At 66.4% G+C, this 15,521-nt stretch carries 14 protein-coding genes; 1 reads left to right on the top strand and 13 read right to left on the bottom strand.

Going from position 1 to position 15,521, the window contains the following annotated elements; all coding sequences use genetic code 11:
• Nucleotides 1–7 precede the first annotated feature (7 nt).
• Nucleotides 8–1,360, bottom strand: coding sequence for a signal recognition particle-docking protein FtsY (gene ftsY / locus CH273_RS20870; protein ID WP_032398349.1), 1,353 nt, complete (start codon nucleotides 1,358–1,360; stop codon nucleotides 8–10).
• A 104-nt stretch (nucleotides 1,361–1,464) separates the two neighbouring features.
• Here ftsY and CH273_RS20875 point away from each other — a divergent pair, with 104 nt between their 5' ends.
• A complete protein-coding gene (locus tag CH273_RS20875) occupies nucleotides 1,465–2,097 on the top strand; it encodes an MSMEG_1061 family FMN-dependent PPOX-type flavoprotein (protein WP_032397789.1) in 633 nt (210 codons plus the stop codon).
• A gap of 16 nt (nucleotides 2,098–2,113) precedes the next feature.
• On the opposite strand, the gene smc is transcribed toward CH273_RS20875, so the two are convergent.
• From smc to CH273_RS20935, 12 genes are all read right to left on the bottom strand, one after another.
• The gene (gene smc, locus CH273_RS20880) at nucleotides 2,114–5,830 is read right to left on the bottom strand and encodes a chromosome segregation protein SMC (RefSeq protein WP_052050291.1); all 3,717 of its coding nucleotides are present in this window, start codon (nucleotides 5,828–5,830) and stop codon (nucleotides 2,114–2,116) included.
• Between the two features lie 60 nt (nucleotides 5,831–5,890).
• Entirely contained in the window at nucleotides 5,891–6,166 is a 276-nt protein-coding gene (locus tag CH273_RS20885; RefSeq protein ID WP_032398347.1) for an acylphosphatase, read from the bottom strand.
• Nucleotides 6,163–7,071, bottom strand: a complete 909-nt coding sequence (locus CH273_RS20890) for an SMP-30/gluconolactonase/LRE family protein (RefSeq protein WP_032397788.1) — start codon at nucleotides 7,069–7,071, stop codon at nucleotides 6,163–6,165. The genes CH273_RS20885 and CH273_RS20890 overlap by 4 nt, the downstream gene beginning before the upstream one ends.
• The gene (locus tag CH273_RS20895) at nucleotides 7,071–7,499 is read right to left on the bottom strand and encodes an OsmC family protein (protein ID WP_032397787.1); all 429 of its coding nucleotides are present in this window, start codon (nucleotides 7,497–7,499) and stop codon (nucleotides 7,071–7,073) included. Before CH273_RS20895 ends, CH273_RS20890 begins: the two co-directional genes overlap by 1 nt.
• Nucleotides 7,500–7,557: 58 nt before the next feature.
• Nucleotides 7,558–8,424, bottom strand: a complete 867-nt coding sequence (gene mutM, locus CH273_RS20900) for a bifunctional DNA-formamidopyrimidine glycosylase/DNA-(apurinic or apyrimidinic site) lyase (protein WP_032397786.1) — start codon at nucleotides 8,422–8,424, stop codon at nucleotides 7,558–7,560.
• Entirely contained in the window at nucleotides 8,424–9,206 is a 783-nt protein-coding gene (gene rnc / locus CH273_RS20905; protein ID WP_032397785.1) for a ribonuclease III, read from the bottom strand. The genes mutM and rnc overlap by 1 nt, the downstream gene beginning before the upstream one ends.
• A gap of 26 nt (nucleotides 9,207–9,232) precedes the next feature.
• Nucleotides 9,233–9,415, bottom strand: coding sequence for a 50S ribosomal protein L32 (rpmF, locus tag CH273_RS20910; protein WP_032397784.1), 183 nt, complete (start codon nucleotides 9,413–9,415; stop codon nucleotides 9,233–9,235).
• The gene (locus CH273_RS20915; protein ID WP_032397783.1) at nucleotides 9,416–10,024 is read right to left on the bottom strand and encodes a YceD family protein; all 609 of its coding nucleotides are present in this window, start codon (nucleotides 10,022–10,024) and stop codon (nucleotides 9,416–9,418) included.
• 91 nt (nucleotides 10,025–10,115) lie between these two features.
• Complete coding sequence (locus CH273_RS20920) at nucleotides 10,116–10,907, bottom strand: DivIVA domain-containing protein (RefSeq protein ID WP_032397782.1); 792 nt, start codon at nucleotides 10,905–10,907, stop codon at nucleotides 10,116–10,118.
• Nucleotides 10,908–11,026: 119 nt separating this feature from the next.
• Nucleotides 11,027–11,515 (bottom strand): pantetheine-phosphate adenylyltransferase, encoded by a 489-nt coding sequence (coaD, locus tag CH273_RS20925; protein WP_032397781.1) that lies wholly within the window; start codon nucleotides 11,513–11,515, stop codon nucleotides 11,027–11,029.
• A 36-nt stretch (nucleotides 11,516–11,551) separates the two neighbouring features.
• Nucleotides 11,552–12,106 carry a 16S rRNA (guanine(966)-N(2))-methyltransferase RsmD gene (gene rsmD, locus CH273_RS20930; protein ID WP_032397780.1) on the bottom strand — a complete coding sequence of 185 codons (555 nt, stop codon included), beginning with the start codon at nucleotides 12,104–12,106 and terminating at the stop codon, nucleotides 11,552–11,554.
• A complete protein-coding gene (locus CH273_RS20935; RefSeq protein WP_032397779.1) occupies nucleotides 12,103–15,519 on the bottom strand; it encodes a pyruvate carboxylase in 3,417 nt (1,138 codons plus the stop codon). Before CH273_RS20935 ends, rsmD begins: the two co-directional genes overlap by 4 nt.
• Nucleotides 15,520–15,521: the final 2 nt, after the last annotated feature.

Consider the following 15,521-nt stretch of genomic DNA (forward strand, 5'->3'; position numbering starts at 1 on the left):
GGGTCGATCAGCCGAGCAGCGCGTCCACGAACGCACCGGGCTCGAACGGTGCCAGATCGTCGGCACCTTCCCCGAGACCGACGAGCTTGACGGGCACTCCGAGCTCACGCTGCACCTGAAAAACGATGCCACCCTTCGCGGTTCCGTCGAGCTTGGTCAGCACGACACCTGTGATGTTCACGATCTCGGCGAAGACACGGGCCTGCGTCAGTCCGTTCTGGCCCACGGTTGCGTCGAGAACGAGCAGAACGTCGTCGACGTGGGCCCTCTTCTCGATGACACGCTTGACCTTGCTCAGTTCGTCCATCAGACCCGATTTGGTGTGCAACCGTCCCGCGGTGTCGATGAGAACCACATCGACGCCGTTCTCGATCCCTTTGCTCACCGCGTCGAAGGCGACCGCAGCCGGATCCGCTGCCTCCTTGCCGCGAACCACCTCGGCACCCACTCGCTCGGCCCAGGTCTGCAGCTGATCGGCCGCAGCAGCGCGGAACGTGTCGGCGGCACCGAGCAACACCCGCCGCCCGTCCGCGACCAGGACCCGAGCGAGTTTGCCCGTGGTGGTGGTCTTGCCGGTGCCGTTGACTCCGACCACCAGCAACACCGCGGGGGCACCGTCGTGTGGCAGAGCACGAATGGACCGGTCGAACTCGGGGTGCAACTGCGCCACGAGAATCTCGCGCAGCAGGGCCCTGGCATCGGCTTCGGTGCGAATACTGCGGGCCGCCATCTGCTCACGTAGCGTCCGCATGATCTCCGCGGTGGTCGCCGAACCGATATCGGCGATCAGCAGAGTGTCCTCGACCTCTTCCCACGAATCCTCGTCCAGGTCGCCGCCGCCGAGCAGTCCCAGCAGGCTCTTGCCCACCGCGGACTGAGATCGTGCGAGCCGGCCACGGAGCCGATCGAGCCGGCCCTCGGTCGGGTCGATGGTGTCCAACCGGCGAGGCGCAGGAGCAACGGCGTCTTCCCCCGGAGGCTCGGGCGCAACAGGCTCGGCGACGGTGACATCGGTCGCCGGGGCCTCGGGTTCGAGCACTTCCGGCTCGATCCAGACGGTCTCCGATTCGACCGGTTCGGCGGTGGGAACCACCGGCGGCGGCTCCACCGGCTTCGGCTCGGCCGGCTTGGGGGCCTTCGGGATCACGGGCTCGGCTGTCGCCGTTCCCTGACTGAACGAGAAACCGCTGCCCGCGGTGTAGCCACCGGATCTGTCCTTGGTGGCCGCGTCCTCGATTCGCGCCGCCTCGTCCGACTTGAGGGACACTCTCCGACGACGGGAGAGCACCAGCCCGACGACGAGGACGACGAGCAGGACGGCAGCGATCGCCGCGACGATGATCCACGCTTGGTTACTCACGTGGAACATCCTCTCAGGCGATCGTGGCCGCTCGTCACCGGTGGTGCACCGACCGCGAAAAAGCGCTTCCCGCCCGGGAGTTCGAGTCGATAGCATTCACGGTCATGGAGTGGACCACGGTGCGTGACGCCGCCGAGCTGACCGAGATGTTCGGAACGCCGAGCTTCCGAGCCGCGAACAAGGACCGACGCACGCTGCACCCCCTCGACGTGCAGTGGCTCGCTGCCTCACCGTTCTGCCTCCTCGGAACCTCCGACGCGAGCGGGAGATGCGACGTCTCACCCAAGGGCGATCCGGCCGGCAGTCTGGTGCACGTCCTCGACGACGCCACGATCGCTCTCGCCGAGCGGCCGGGCAACCGCCGGATGGACGGCTATCGCAACATTCTCGAGAACCCGTTCGTCGGCCTGAACTTCTTCGTCCCCGGCCGCGGCGACACCCTTCGCATCAACGGTCGCGCGTCCCTGGTCACCGACGCGCCGTTCTTCGACGAGCTTCGGGTCGAGGGTCATCGCCCGATCTTGTGCCTGGTCGTCGACATCGAGGAAGTGTTCCACCACTGTGCGAAGGCGTTCATGCGGTCCAAGTTGTGGCAGCCCGAGACGTGGGACGCCGACGCCATCCCCGATGTCGCCACTCTGACGAAGGCGTTGATTCCGCAGGCTCCCGAGACGGTGGAGGAACTACGCGAGTACTACGGACCGTCCTACGCGGAGCAGCTGTATCCGAAGCAGTAGCTGCGGCGGACGAACCTCAGGAGACGGTGTCGGGTTCGGCGACGACGGATGCCGCGTCCGTCTCGTGGGCGTCCGGCTCCACCGCGTCCGGCTCCACTGCGTCCGGCTCCACTGCGTCCGACTCGGCCGCGGGCACCGCGACGCGTTCTCGGTTCAACCGCTGCGAGATGACCGTGGTGATGCCGTCGCCGCGCATGCTGACGCCGTACAGCGCGTCGGCCACCTCCATCGTCGGTTTCTGGTGCGTGATCACGATCAGCTGCGACTTCTCGCGAAGCTGCTCGAACAGTCCGATCAGACGACGCAGGTTGGTGTCGTCCAGTGCGGCCTCGACCTCGTCCATGACGTAGAACGGTGACGGTCGGGCGCGGAAGATGGCCACCAGCATGGCCACCGCGGTCAGCGATTTCTCGCCACCGGAGAGCAACGAGAGTCGCTTGACCTTCTTGCCGGGCGGGCGGGCCTCGACCTCGATGCCGGTAGTGAGCATGTCCGACGGGTCGGTCAGGATCAGTCGTCCTTCACCGCCGGGGAAGAGCTTGGCGAACACCCCGGTGAATTCTCGTTCGACGTCGAGCCAGGCCTCGGTGAAGACCTGCAGGATCCGTTCGTCGACGTCGGCGACGACGCCGAGAAGATCCTTACGGGCGGACTTGACGTCCTCGAGCTGGGTGGATAGGAAGTTGTAGCGCTCCTCGAGGGCCGCGAACTCCTCGAGGGCGAGCGGGTTCACCTTGCCGAGTGTGGCGAGGTCGCGCTCGGCGCGTTTGGCGCGCTGCTCCTGGGTGGCTCGGTCGAACGGCATTGGAGCAGGTGCCACCACCTGCTCACCCCGCTCCTTGGCCGCCTCGTACTCGGCCATCTCCAGTTCGGTGGGAGGCAGGGCAACATCGGGCCCGTACTCGGCCACCAGATCGTCGAGGCCGATGCCGTGCTGTTCGAGAATCGTCGTCTCGAGTTGTTCGATCCGCAGCGCTGCCTGCGCACGGGCGACCTCGTCCCGGTGCACGGCGTCGGTGATCGACGCCAGCTGACCCTGCAGGGCTCGGACCTGCTCTTTGACCTTGTCGAGCTCGATTGTGCGCGTTGCACGCTCGGCGGACAGCTCGTCGCGCCTACGGGCAGCGGCCGCAACGACCGTGGCCAACCGCGCGGCGACTTCTTCGCCCGCTTCCCCGACCGCCGCCGCCACTGCGGCCGCATGCCGACGCGCTGCGCTCTCGCGCTCGGCTCGCGCCCTGGCCTCACGCTCGGCTCGCGCCGCCCGTCGAAGCGAATCCGCCCGGCCTCGTACGGACTGTGCGCGCTCTTCGGCGGTCCGCACGTTCAACCGAGCTTCGACCTCTACCGCACGCACTTCGGTCAATGCCGCTGCCGCCATCTCCCGTTCCATGGTGGTCGCAGCGTCACCGCTCTCGCCGTCTCCCGCGAAACCGGATTGCTCGTCTTCTGCCGTCCGCAGGTTCTCTTCCAGCTCGGCCAGCCGCGCGATCGCTTCTTCTCGACTGGCCTCGGCAGAGCTACGCTGCGTCGTCAATCGCGCCGACTCCGCGTGAGCCGAACGCGCCAGTTGACCCAATCGGCCCAACTGTTCGTACACCGCGGCCATCGCGGCGTCGGATTCGTTGAGTGCTGCGAGCGCTTGCTCGGCCGATTCGCGCCGATCCCGTTGTTCTTCCAACGCGCCTGCCAACGCCGCGTCGAGCTCCTCCGCGCGGCGGACGGCCGCGGCCAACTCCACCGTCGACGTGTCGATGGCCGACTGAACCTCGAGGGTGCTCGGACGACGGTCCGAGCCACCGGTGACCCAACCGGCTTCGACGACGTCGCCGTCCTTGGTCACCGCACGCAGCTCACCGGAATCGGAGACCAGACGGTGGGCCGCGTCGAGCGAGTCGACGGCGACCACACCGTCGAGCAGGGCCGCCATGGCCCCGGCCAGCCGGTCCGGATACTCGATCAGGTCCAGCACCCATCGAGCGCCGTTCGGGAGGTCCGGACGTGGAACCGATTGCGCTGCAACGACATTGCCGTGCACGATGGACGCGCGACCACCGTCGGCCGCACGCAGCGCCAGCACGGCATCACGCGCGGCATCGAACGATTCGGCGTGTGCGGCATCGGCGGCCGGACCCATGGCCACTGCCACCGCGATCTCGTATCCCGGCTCGACCGTGAGATGGCCCGCGAGCAGACCCGACAGACCGTCCTGCTGATTCTCCACCAGCCACCCGGCACCGTCCTTGCGTTCGAGGCCCATCGTGAGCGCCTCGATCCTGGCCTCGAACGACGCCACCTTCTTGCCCGCGATGCGTTCTTCTGCCTGCAGCTCCGTCACTCGGGCGTCGGCATGTCGCAGCGCAGCGACGGCTCGCTCGTAGTGCGTGTCGAGGCTCAGTTCGCTCGCGTCGAGGGTGCCGATCTGATCCTGCACACTCTCGAATTCGCGCTGAGCCGATTCGCCGCGCTCGCGGGCCTCGTCGATGGCCACCGACAAACGCGCCACCTCCGCGTCGATCGACTCGACCTTGGTTCGGAAGGTATCGACTCGGCCGGACAGACGCGCGAATCCCTCGCGGCGGTCGGCCACCGCGCGCACGGCAGCGAGGTGGGCACGCTCGGCGGCCGCAGCGGCGGCTTCACGCTCGGCCAGCTGCTCACGTGCCGCCTCGAGGGTTTCGCGTGCCATCTCGACGGCCTCGACGAGTTCCATCTCTTCTTCGGCGACTCGATCGGCCTGCGCTTCGAGCTCGTCCGGGTCCTGTCCCCGACCGGTGGATTGCACGGCGTCGAGATGCCGAGCACGTTCGTGGGCGATTCGAACCGTCGCGTTGACGCGTTCGGCGAGGGCCGACAGACGGAACCACGTCTGCCCGGCGGCCTCGGCGCTGGGGGTCAGCCGGGCGACGGCCTGTTCGTGTTCGCCGAGTGCCACCGAGCCGGCTTCGAGGGCGTCCTGCACCATCGCGTACTGCTCACGCGCCGCTTCCTCGTCCTGGGTCTGGTTCGCGAATTCCTCGCGCCTGGCCACCAGGTCGTCGGCCACCAGTCGCAGTCGGGCGTCGCGCAGGTCGGCCTGGACGGTCTGCGCGCGACGCGCGACCTCGGCCTGCCTCCCGAGAGGCTTGAGTTGGCGGCGCAATTCCGTCGTGAGGTCGGTCAACCGCGCCAGGTTGGCCTGCATCGCGTCGAGCTTGCGAACGGCCTTTTCCTTGCGCTTGCGGTGCTTGAGCACCCCGGCTGCTTCCTCGATGAAGGCTCGACGGTCCTCGGGCCGCGATTCCAGGATCGCGGCGAGCCGGCCCTGCCCGACGATCACGTGCATCTCGCGACCGATACCGGAGTCGCTCAGCAGTTCCTGAACGTCCATCAATCGGCACGAACTGCCGTTGATCTCGTACTCACCCGCGCCGTCACGGAACATACGGCGGGTGATCGAGACCTCGGAGTAGTCGATCGGGAGTGCGCCGTCGGAATTGTCGATCGTCAGAGTGACCTCTGCGCGGCCGAGCGGGGCTCGACCCGACGTGCCCGCGAAGATGACGTCTTCCATCTTCCCGCCGCGCAACGCCTTGGCGCCCTGTTCACCCATCACCCAGGTCAGGGCATCGACGACATTGGATTTGCCGGAGCCGTTGGGGCCGACGACACAGGTGATTCCGGGCTCGAAACGAAGAGTCGTCGCCGAAGCAAAGGACTTGAAGCCCTTCAGCGTCAGACTCTTGAGATACATAGCGTCCGTACTTTACCGGCACGCTGCCCGAAAGTGCGCCGAGCCTCCCGCAACGGACGATCAGCGTTCGACGAATCCCGTCAGATCTCCGCGGGCGGTGTCCCAACTCTCCACGACGAGCGTGACCCTGCCCGGAGTCCGATCACCTCGGAGCAGGGCCAGGAGCGCCTCGAGATGCTCACGTGGGCCCTCCGCTATCACCAGGACTCGTCCGTCCGCGTGATTGGTCGCGTGACCGACGAGTCCGAGTTCGAGTGCGCGCGAGCGAGTCCACCACCGAAACCCGACGCCCTGAACGAGCCCGTGCACCCACGCCGTCAACCGTTCGTCGTTCATGCCTGCCACCCGGGCTCGAGCTTCCTGACAGTTCCATCGAAACTGGTGGCGTACAACGCTTTCTCGTCGAATCCGACGCCGCCGAAGGCGACCGACGAGGTCAGCGGAACGCCGGTCGCTATCACACAGGAGGCGCCGGATTCCGGATCGATACGGACCACCCTGCCGGCGAGATTCTGTGCGAGATAGACCGTTCCGTCGTCGCCGACGGTCAGGTCGTCCGACATCGCCAGTGGTCCGACACCGTCGATGCGAATGCGCGCGGACGGTCCGGACGGATTCTGCTCGTCGAGCACGGTGAGCGTGGTCTCGAGATCGAACGTGTTGGCCACGTACATCTTTCCGTTACCGATTCCGATGCCGTTGGCCGATCCCAGATCGGTACGCACCGTCGACACCGAACCGTCGACCGCAACGCGCATCAGGCCGGAGGGGCCACCCAGGTTGCGGGTGGTGAACAGATCACCGGTCGCCGATCGCGCCAGCCCGTTGGGCATCGTCAGGCCCGACGCGTACGTCGACCGAACCCCCGTGCCGAGATCGATCGTGTCGACGGTGCCGGTTCGGGTATCGAGAAGACCTGCGGCAGCGCTGTTTCCGGTCGTGAAGTACAGCGTGTCGGCGTCGCGGACCAGTCCGCCAGGCGACTGGACGTCGGCGACGAGTGTGCCCCGTGCGCCGTTGGGGGCCACGGTACGCAGCGCGCCGGGTCCGATGAGAGAGGTCTCGGACACGATCATCGAGCCGCGGCCGTCGAACTCGAGGTTCTCGAGCACCCCGAATCCCGACGCCACCGTGCTCACCGACCACGGAGTGCAACTGCTCGACGCCTCGGCGGCGGGAGCCAGGGCGGTCGCCGTGCCGAGGATCAGACCCGCGACGATTACGGCTGCCCCGGCTCTCATCAGGCGTCCACGTCGATGTCCAAGGTGATCTTCGTACCCGCCTTCAGGGTGCGCCCGACGGTGCACACCTTGTCGATGGCGCGCTCGACGACGGTGAGCAGACGCTCCTGCGCCTCGGGGTCCATCGCGCCGAGGTCGACTCGGAGAATCTCGTTCAGTTCCGGGTACAGCTCGTTTTCGCGATCGGCGGCCCCGGAGACCTCGACGGTGGCTGCGTAGTCGTCGCCCAGTCGCCGCGAGAGCGGTAGGTCCGAGCTCATGCCGGTGCATGCGGCGAGTGCGATCTTGAGCAGCTCGCCGGGGGTGAAGACGCCCTCCACCGATTCCGACCCGATGAGCACTTCGGCTCCTCGGGAGCTGCGGCCGGTGTAGCGACGGGTGCCTGTGCGCTCGACCCAGAGGTTGGTCGGCGTGCTCTGTTCTGCCATGACGGGAATACTAGGCGGGCTGTTCAGGAGTCGAACCCGCGGAATGACCTGGGCGCTGTCAGCTGCGCAGGTGTCGGGGTCGCGGCTGGCAGGTGGGGCAGCTGAACGAGCTGCGGTTCATGAACTTCTCGCGTCTGATCGGGGTTCCGCACCGCGAGCACGGCAGACCCTCCTGACCGTAGGCGTCGAGGGAACGATCGAAGTAGCCGGACTGTCCGTTGACGTTGACGTACAACGCGTCGAACGAGGTTCCACCCTGCGCGAGGGCCTCGCCCATGACGGCGTGCACTGCGGTCAGAAGGCGCCGCAGCGCCGGCCGCGTCAGCGCCTCCGCGATTCGATTGCCGTGGATCTTCGCGCGCCACAGCGCCTCGTCGGCATAGATGTTGCCCACGCCCGAGAGCACCGTTTGATCGAGCAGTGCCCGCTTGATCTCGGTGTGCTTGCCGCGCAACACGTCGACCACCGATTCGGCGTCGAACAGTGGATCGATCGGATCACGGGCGATGTGTGCGACCGGTTCGGGTAACTCCGTGCCGTCCACGGTGACGATCGGGGCGAGCGCCCAGCCGCCGAAGGTGCGTTGATCGACGAAGCGCAGATCGGCGCCGTCGTCGAGTCGTGCTCGGATCCGGAGGTGCTTCTCGTCCGGGGCGGATGGCGGCTGCACCAGCATCTGTCCGCTCATGCCCAGGTGCACGACGGTGGCGAAGTCGCCGGGTTCCATCACCAGCCACAGGTATTTACCGCGCCGCCGAGCCGAGGAGACGCGCTGACCGCGCAGCTGGCCGATCAGATCGAGGCCACCGAGATCGTGACGCCGCACGGCGCGAGGGTGCAGCACTTCCACCGATTGCATCGTCCTGCCGACGACGTGAGATTCCAGACCGAGCCGGACGACCTCGACCTCGGGGAGTTCCGGCATCAGGATTCGTCGGTTGCCGGCTCGCCGGGAATCGCGGTGTCGTTGTTCGACAACGTGTTCCACGCCAGACTGGCGGCTTTCTGTTCGGCTTCCTTCTTCGACCGACCGATACCGACGCCGCGCGGGAATCCGCCGACCAACACGGTCGCGGTGAATTCCTTGTCGTGGTCGGGTCCGGTCGACGAGATCTCGTACGCCGGAACGCCGAGTGCACGTTCGGCGGTCAGTTCCTGCAGGCTCGTCTTCCAGTCCAGCCCGGCACCGAGCTTGGGAGCTCGATCGAGGAGGCCTGCGAACAGCGTCAGGACGACGGTGCGGGCGACGTCGATGCCGTGCTGGAGGTGGATTGCACCCAGCAACGACTCCATGCCGTCGGCAAGGATGCTCGGCTTGTCGCGCCCACCGGTCTGTTCCTCGCCCTTACCCAGCAGCAGATGGCGACCCAGTCCGCCGTCACCGAGACCGCGCGCGACTTCCGCCAAGGCGTGCATGTTGACCACGCTCGCCCTGATCTTGGCCAGCTGACCTTCGGATTTGGTGGGATGCACCGCGTAGAGGTGCTCGGTCACCGCAAGACCGAGGACGGAATCTCCCAGGAACTCGAGCCGCTCGTTGGTGGGCAGACCACCGTGTTCGTACGCGAACGATCGGTGCGTCAGCGCCAACGTCAGCAGAGGTTCCGACAGGGAAACACCGATAGCGGCGAGGAGCGACTCTCGGTCGTCCCCGCCGCCGGCGGCAGTGGAGCTATTCTTCTGTGAACCGCTGTTGTGCCGGTCCACTACTTCGTTTGTCACGTAAGCGGAAATCAGACCGCTGCGACGACCTGGCGGCCCTTGTAGGTGCCGCACGAGGGGCACGCGATGTGGGGCAGAGTCTTCTCGCCGCAACCGCGGTTGGGGCACGTCACGAGGGTGGGCGCAGTGGTTTTCCACTGTGCACGACGCGACCTCGTGTTGGAACGCGACATTTTGCGCTTCGGGACAGCCACTTACTTCTCCTCGGCTTCGTTGTTCACAAGTTCTGTGCTCGGTTCTGGATCCACGCCAAATTTGGCTGCAAGACCAGCCCAGCGAGGATCAATTGTATCGTGACTGTGGCCGGATTCAGCAATCGCCAGGCGAACGCCGCATTCTGGGCACAATCCCTCGCACTCGTCGCTGCACACGGGGTGGAGTGGAAGCTCCAGACCGACCGCGTCGACAATGACGGGTTCGAGATCTATCAGGTCGTCGACGATGCGGTGAATCTCGTCCGCATCGGTTGTCTCCTCGGTGATGCTGTTCGGGTACGCGAACAGCTCCGTCAAGTAGACGTCGACGTTGCCACCGACCGGGTCGAGGCAACGAGTGCACTCCCCGGCCGTGGCCGCTCGTACGGAGCCGGTGACGAGAACGCCCTCCGAGACCGCCTGCAACTGCAGATCGAGCGAGACCGGAACACCGGCTTCGATGGCTATGGCATCGAGGCCGATTCGGGAAGGAGCCGGAACCGTCCGCTCGATGGCCTTCGTCGACCCGGGTCGACGACCGAGGTTGAGAATGTCCAGAACGAATCCGTCGTCCAATTCCGGACGGGTCGTTCTCTTGGGCGGGGGCACGTCTGTTCTTCCTTACTGTCGGTATGCCTACTGTCGGTAAGCAACCTCACAACGATACGCATACGTGCATACGAGGGCAAATCGCTGCCGATCAGTGGCGGCTGCGACGCCCCTGCTCCTGGCTCCCGTACGCGGATTCTCCGTACGGCTCACTGCCGTACTCGGGCACGCCCGAGCCGGTTCGCAGCTGCTGACGCCCACGTCCGACCGAACGAATGGTGCCGCTGAGGAACTCCTCGAACTCTGCAAGCTTGGTGTCGACGTAGACGTCGCACTCGCTGCGCATCCGGTCCGATTCGGCGTGAGCGCTGTCGATCACCCGAGCCGACTCGGCGTGGGCCGCCTGAACGACCTCGGTCTCCGACACGAGACGGTTCTGTTCGGCAGTACCGTCTGCGACGGACCGCTCGTACGACGCCGTCCCGGACTCGATCATCCGATCGGCCTCGGTGCGGGCGCGAACGGTCAGAGCCTCGTACTCGCGCTGGCCTTCGAGCACCGTTCGCTCGGCCTCCGCCTCGGCATCGGCCACGAGCTGGTCGGCATGCGCCGACGCCTCGGACACCATGCGATCTGCCTGCGCCTTGGCGTCGGCGAGAATGCGATCGGCCGAATCCCGAGCGTTCTCGACCGTGTTCTGGGCCTCGGCGTTGGCGGTGCCGACCGTCTTCTCCGCGGTGGCCCTGGCATCGCCGACGAGCTTGTCGCGATGGTCCAGTACGTCCTGGGCGTCGTCCAGCTCGCCGGGGATTGCGTCCCGAACGTCGTCGAGCAGTTCCAGGACATCGCCGCGAGGGACGACGCACCCGGCAGTCATCGGAACGCCGCGCGCCTCCTCGACAATGGCGACGAGCTCGTCGAGCGCCTCGAATACGCGGTACACCGGTTACCCCAATCGTCGAATCTGCCACTGCGCGGTCTTCACTCGCAGTGCTGCGCTGTTCAGTCTGCCCGCCGAGGCGGACGTCTGCGCTATACCGGCTCGGTGTGTCGCTCTTCGAACTACTCTGCGGCTCGCTCGGCGATACGGGCGGTCAGGCGGTCCTGAACGAAGGGCGGCAGCATCCCGGTGACGTCTCCTCCGAAGGTCGCGACTTCCTTGATCAGCGAACTGGACAGAAAGCTGTGCGCTGGATTCGCCGGGAGGAACAGCGTGTCCACTCCGGTGAGGGTTCGATTCATCTGCGCCATCTGCAACTCGTAGTCGAAATCGACCGAACTGCGCAGACCTTTGACGATCGCCGAAAAGCCTTCTTGCCGAGCGTAATCGACCAACAATCCGTACCACGAGCCGATCCTGACGTTCGGCAGATGCTCCGTGGCGACCTCGAGCATCTCGATCCGCTCGTCGATGCTGAACATTCCCTTCTTGCTCTTGTTCACCATCACCGTGACCACCACCTCGTCGAAGGCTGCGGCCGCCCGCTCGAAGATGTCGAGGTGACCGTTGGTCACCGGGTCGAAGGATCCAGGGCAGAGTGCGCCAGTCATGCCCGCGAACCTATCAGCCGATCCCGTGCACGCTCGCTACGCACGTGCAGCGATCTCGATTCGACTCTCGCCGTACTTCTTCGACTTCTCCGGGACCAGTCCGGTCGGCCATCGGGTCTCCGGCGAACGCGACGACCGCTCCAGGACGACGACCGCATCGGGTGTGAGCCATCCCCCGACGACGAGCCTGTCCAACAGCCCGGCGACGGCAGTGTCGGTGACGGCATACGGCGGGTCGGCCAACACCAGGTCGTACTCGGCATCCGCTGCCCCGGCCAGCACGGAGGCCACCGGGGCGCAGCGGACCGAAGCGCCGGGCAACCCCACCGACTCGATGTTCTTTCGCACCACCGCTGCCGCTCGGGCATCGGACTCGACCAACACCGCCGACGACGCTCCACGCGAGAGTGCCTCCAGCCCCAGTGCTCCCGATCCCGCGAACAGATCCAGCACCGCGGCACCGTCGAGTTCCATCCGACTCTCCAGCGAGCTGAACAGCGCTTCGCGAACTCGCTCGGAGGTGGGGCGGGTGCCCTGGCCGGGAACCGACAATCGTCGACCACCCGCGACACCCGCCACGATCCGCGTCATTCGCTGCCGGCCTCTTCGCCCGTCGACCCCCCACCGATGACGACGAGCAGATCGCCGCCTTCCACCTGCTGCACACCGGAGATCGCCAACCGGGTCACGGTGCCGCCGCGGGGAGCGGTGATCGCGGCCTCCATCTTCATCGCCTCGATCGTGGCGACGGTGTCTCCGGCCGAGATCTTCTGCCCCTCCTCGACCGACAGCGTCACCACACCGGCGAACGGTGCCGGAATATGACCGGAGTTGGATCGATCCGCCTTCTCGACCGTGGGGGCCTCGCTCGAGATGGACCGGTCACGCACCGAGACCGGACGCAACTGTCCGTTCAGGATGCACATGACGGTGCGCATTCCGCGCTCGTCGGGGTCGGAGATCGCCTCGAGCCCGATCAGCAGTTCGACGCCCTTCTCCAGGGCCACCCGATGCTCCTCGCCCTGCCGCAGGCCGTAGAAGAACTGATTGGCCGACAGCCGCGTCGTATCGCCGTACTTCTCGCGGTGAGCGGCGAGTTCGGCTGTGGGACCGGGGAACAACAGACGGTTGAGAGTCTCGCGGCGCTGAGCCGAGGTGCCGTCGAGGTTCTTCTCGTCCTCATCGGTGAGCGGTGTCACCGGCTTGCCCTCGCCACGACCCTCCAGCGCCTTCGTCCGCAACGGTTCCGGCCATCCGCCCGCAGGCGTACCCAGATCGCCGCGCAGGAATCCGATCACCGAATCGGGGATGTCGTAGCGACCGGGATTCTCGGCGAATTCCTCGGCGGACGCGCCTGCACCGACCAGAGCAAGTGCCAGGTCGCCGACGACCTTCGAGCTCGGTGTCACCTTGGTCAGACGGCCCAACATGCGGTCGGCTGCAGCGTAATTGGCCTCGACGGTCTCGAACCGATCACCGAGCCCGAGCGAGATGGCCTGCTGCCGTAGGTTCGAGAGCTGTCCGCCGGGGATCTCGTGGGTGTACACGCGACCCGTCGGTGCCGGCAGACCGGACTCGAACGGCGCGTACACCTTTCGCACGGCTTCCCAGTACGGCTCGAGGTCACAGACGGCCTGCAGATTCAGACCGGTGTCGCGCTCGGTGTGCGCGGCAGCCGCCACGATCGCCGACAACGCAGGCTGGCTGGTGGTGCCTGCCATCGCGGCGCTGGCACCGTCGACGGCGTCGGCCCCGGCCTCCCATGCGGCGAGGTAGGTCGCGAGCTGACCACCGGGTGTGTCGTGGGTGTGTACGTGAACGGGCAGATCGAAGTTCGAGCGCAGTGCCGTCACCAGAGTCCTGGCTGCGGGTGCGCGAAGCAGTCCTGCCATGTCCTTGATGGCGAGCACGTGCGCGCCTGCGTCGACGATCTGCTCGGCCAACTTCAGGTAGTAGTCGAGGGTGTAGAGGTTCTCGTTGGGGTTCGACAGATCACCCGTGTAGCTCAGTGCCACCTCGGCGAGCGCCGTGCCGGTCTCGCGCACGGCATCGATGGCCGGACGCATCTGATCGACATTGTTGAGCGCGTCGAAGATGCGGAAGATGTCGATGCCGGTGTCGGTGGCCTCGGCGACGAAGCTGCGGGTCACCTTCTCCGGGTACGGGGTGTAGCCGACGGTGTTCCTGCCGCGCAGCAACATCTGAATTGCGATGTTCGGCACGGCCTCTCGCAGGCTGGCCAATCTCTCCCACGGATCCTCGTGCAGGAATCGCAGTGCCACGTCGTAGGTGGCACCGCCCCACGCCTCGATGGAGAGCAGCTGCGGCGTGGTGCGCGCGACGTAGGGAGCGACTCCGAGCAGTCCGCTCGTCCTCACGCGCGTGGCCAGCAACGACTGATGCGCGTCGCGGAACGTGGTGTCGGTGACGCCGAGGGCTTTTCGATTGCGCAGATCGCGAGCGAACCCCTCGGGTCCGAGCGCAAGCAGCCGCTGCCTCGAACCGTCCGGGATCGGGGCTGCGAAGTCCACCGGCGGCAGCTTGTCGTGCGGGTACACCGACGACGGACGCTCGCCGTGCGGCTTGTTCACCGTCACGTCGGCCAGGTACGCGAGAATCTTGGTGCCGCGGTCGCCCGAGGAGCGCGAGGTGAGCAGTTCGGGGCGCTCCTCGATGAACGAGGTGGTGACCCGGCCCGCGGTGAAGTCGGGATCGACCAGAACCGCTTGCAGGAACGGGATATTCGTGGCGACACCGCGAATCCTGAACTCCGCCAGGGCTCGTCGGGCACGCGCCACGGCGGTGTCGAAGTCACGGCCTCGGCAGGTGAGCTTGACGAGCATGGAGTCGAAGTAGGCACCGACCTCGGCACCCAGAGTGGTACCACCGTCGAGGCGCACTCCGGCACCGCCCGGCGTCCGGTACGCGGTGATGCGTCCGACATCCGGGCGGAATCCGTTCGCCGGATCCTCGGTGGTGATGCGGCACTGCAGGGCCGCACCACGCAGCACGATGTTCTCCTGCTGCAGACCGAGATCGGCAAGTGTCTCTCCCGAGGCGATCCGCAGCTGGGACTGCACCAGATCCACATCGGTCACCTCTTCGGTGACGGTGTGCTCCACCTGAATTCGAGGGTTCATCTCGATGAAGACGTGATTGCCGCGGGTGTCGAGCAGGAACTCGACGGTACCGGCACACGAATAGCCGATCTGCTTCGCGAACGCGACGGCGTCGGCGCAGATCTTCTCCCGCAATCCCTCGGGCAGATTCGGAGCCGGAGCGAGCTCGATGACCTTCTGATGCCGACGCTGCACGCTGCAGTCTCGCTCGAACAGGTGCACCACGTTGCCCTGGCCGTCGGCCAGGATCTGAACCTCGATGTGCCGGGGATCGATCACGGCTTGCTCGAGGAACACGGTCGGATCACCGAAGGCCGATTCCGCCTCGCGCGCAGCAGCTTCGATGGATTCGCGCAGCTGCTCGGGCTCGGCCACTCGGCGCATACCGCGGCCGCCACCGCCCGCGACGGCCTTGACGAACAGCGGGAACGTCATCGACTCGGACTCGGCGACGAGCGCGTCCACATCGGACGACGGTTCCGACGACGCCAGTACCGGAAGTCCAGCCGCCTTGGCTGCCGCGATCGCGCGGGCCTTGTTGCCGGTCAGTTCGAGAACATCGGCGGACGGGCCGACGAAGGTGATGCCTGCTTCGGCGCACGCCGCGGCCAGATCCGGGTTCTCGGAAAGGAATCCGTATCCGGGGTACACCGCGTCCGCACCGCTGCGCTTGGCAGCGGCGACGATCTCGTCGACCGAGAGGTACGCGCGAACGGGATGGCCCTTCTCCCCGATCTGGTACGCCTCGTCGGCCTTCGTCCGATGTACCGAGTTCCTGTCCTCGAACGGGAACACCGCAACGGTCGAGGCCCCGAGTTCGTAGGAGGCGCGGAAGGCACGGATGGCAATTTCGCCGCGGTTGGCAACCAAAACTTTGGAGAACATTG

The sequence above is a fragment of the Rhodococcus sp. 05-339-2 genome (assembly GCF_002258965.1).
Lineage (GTDB): Bacteria > Actinomycetota > Actinomycetes > Mycobacteriales > Mycobacteriaceae > Rhodococcoides.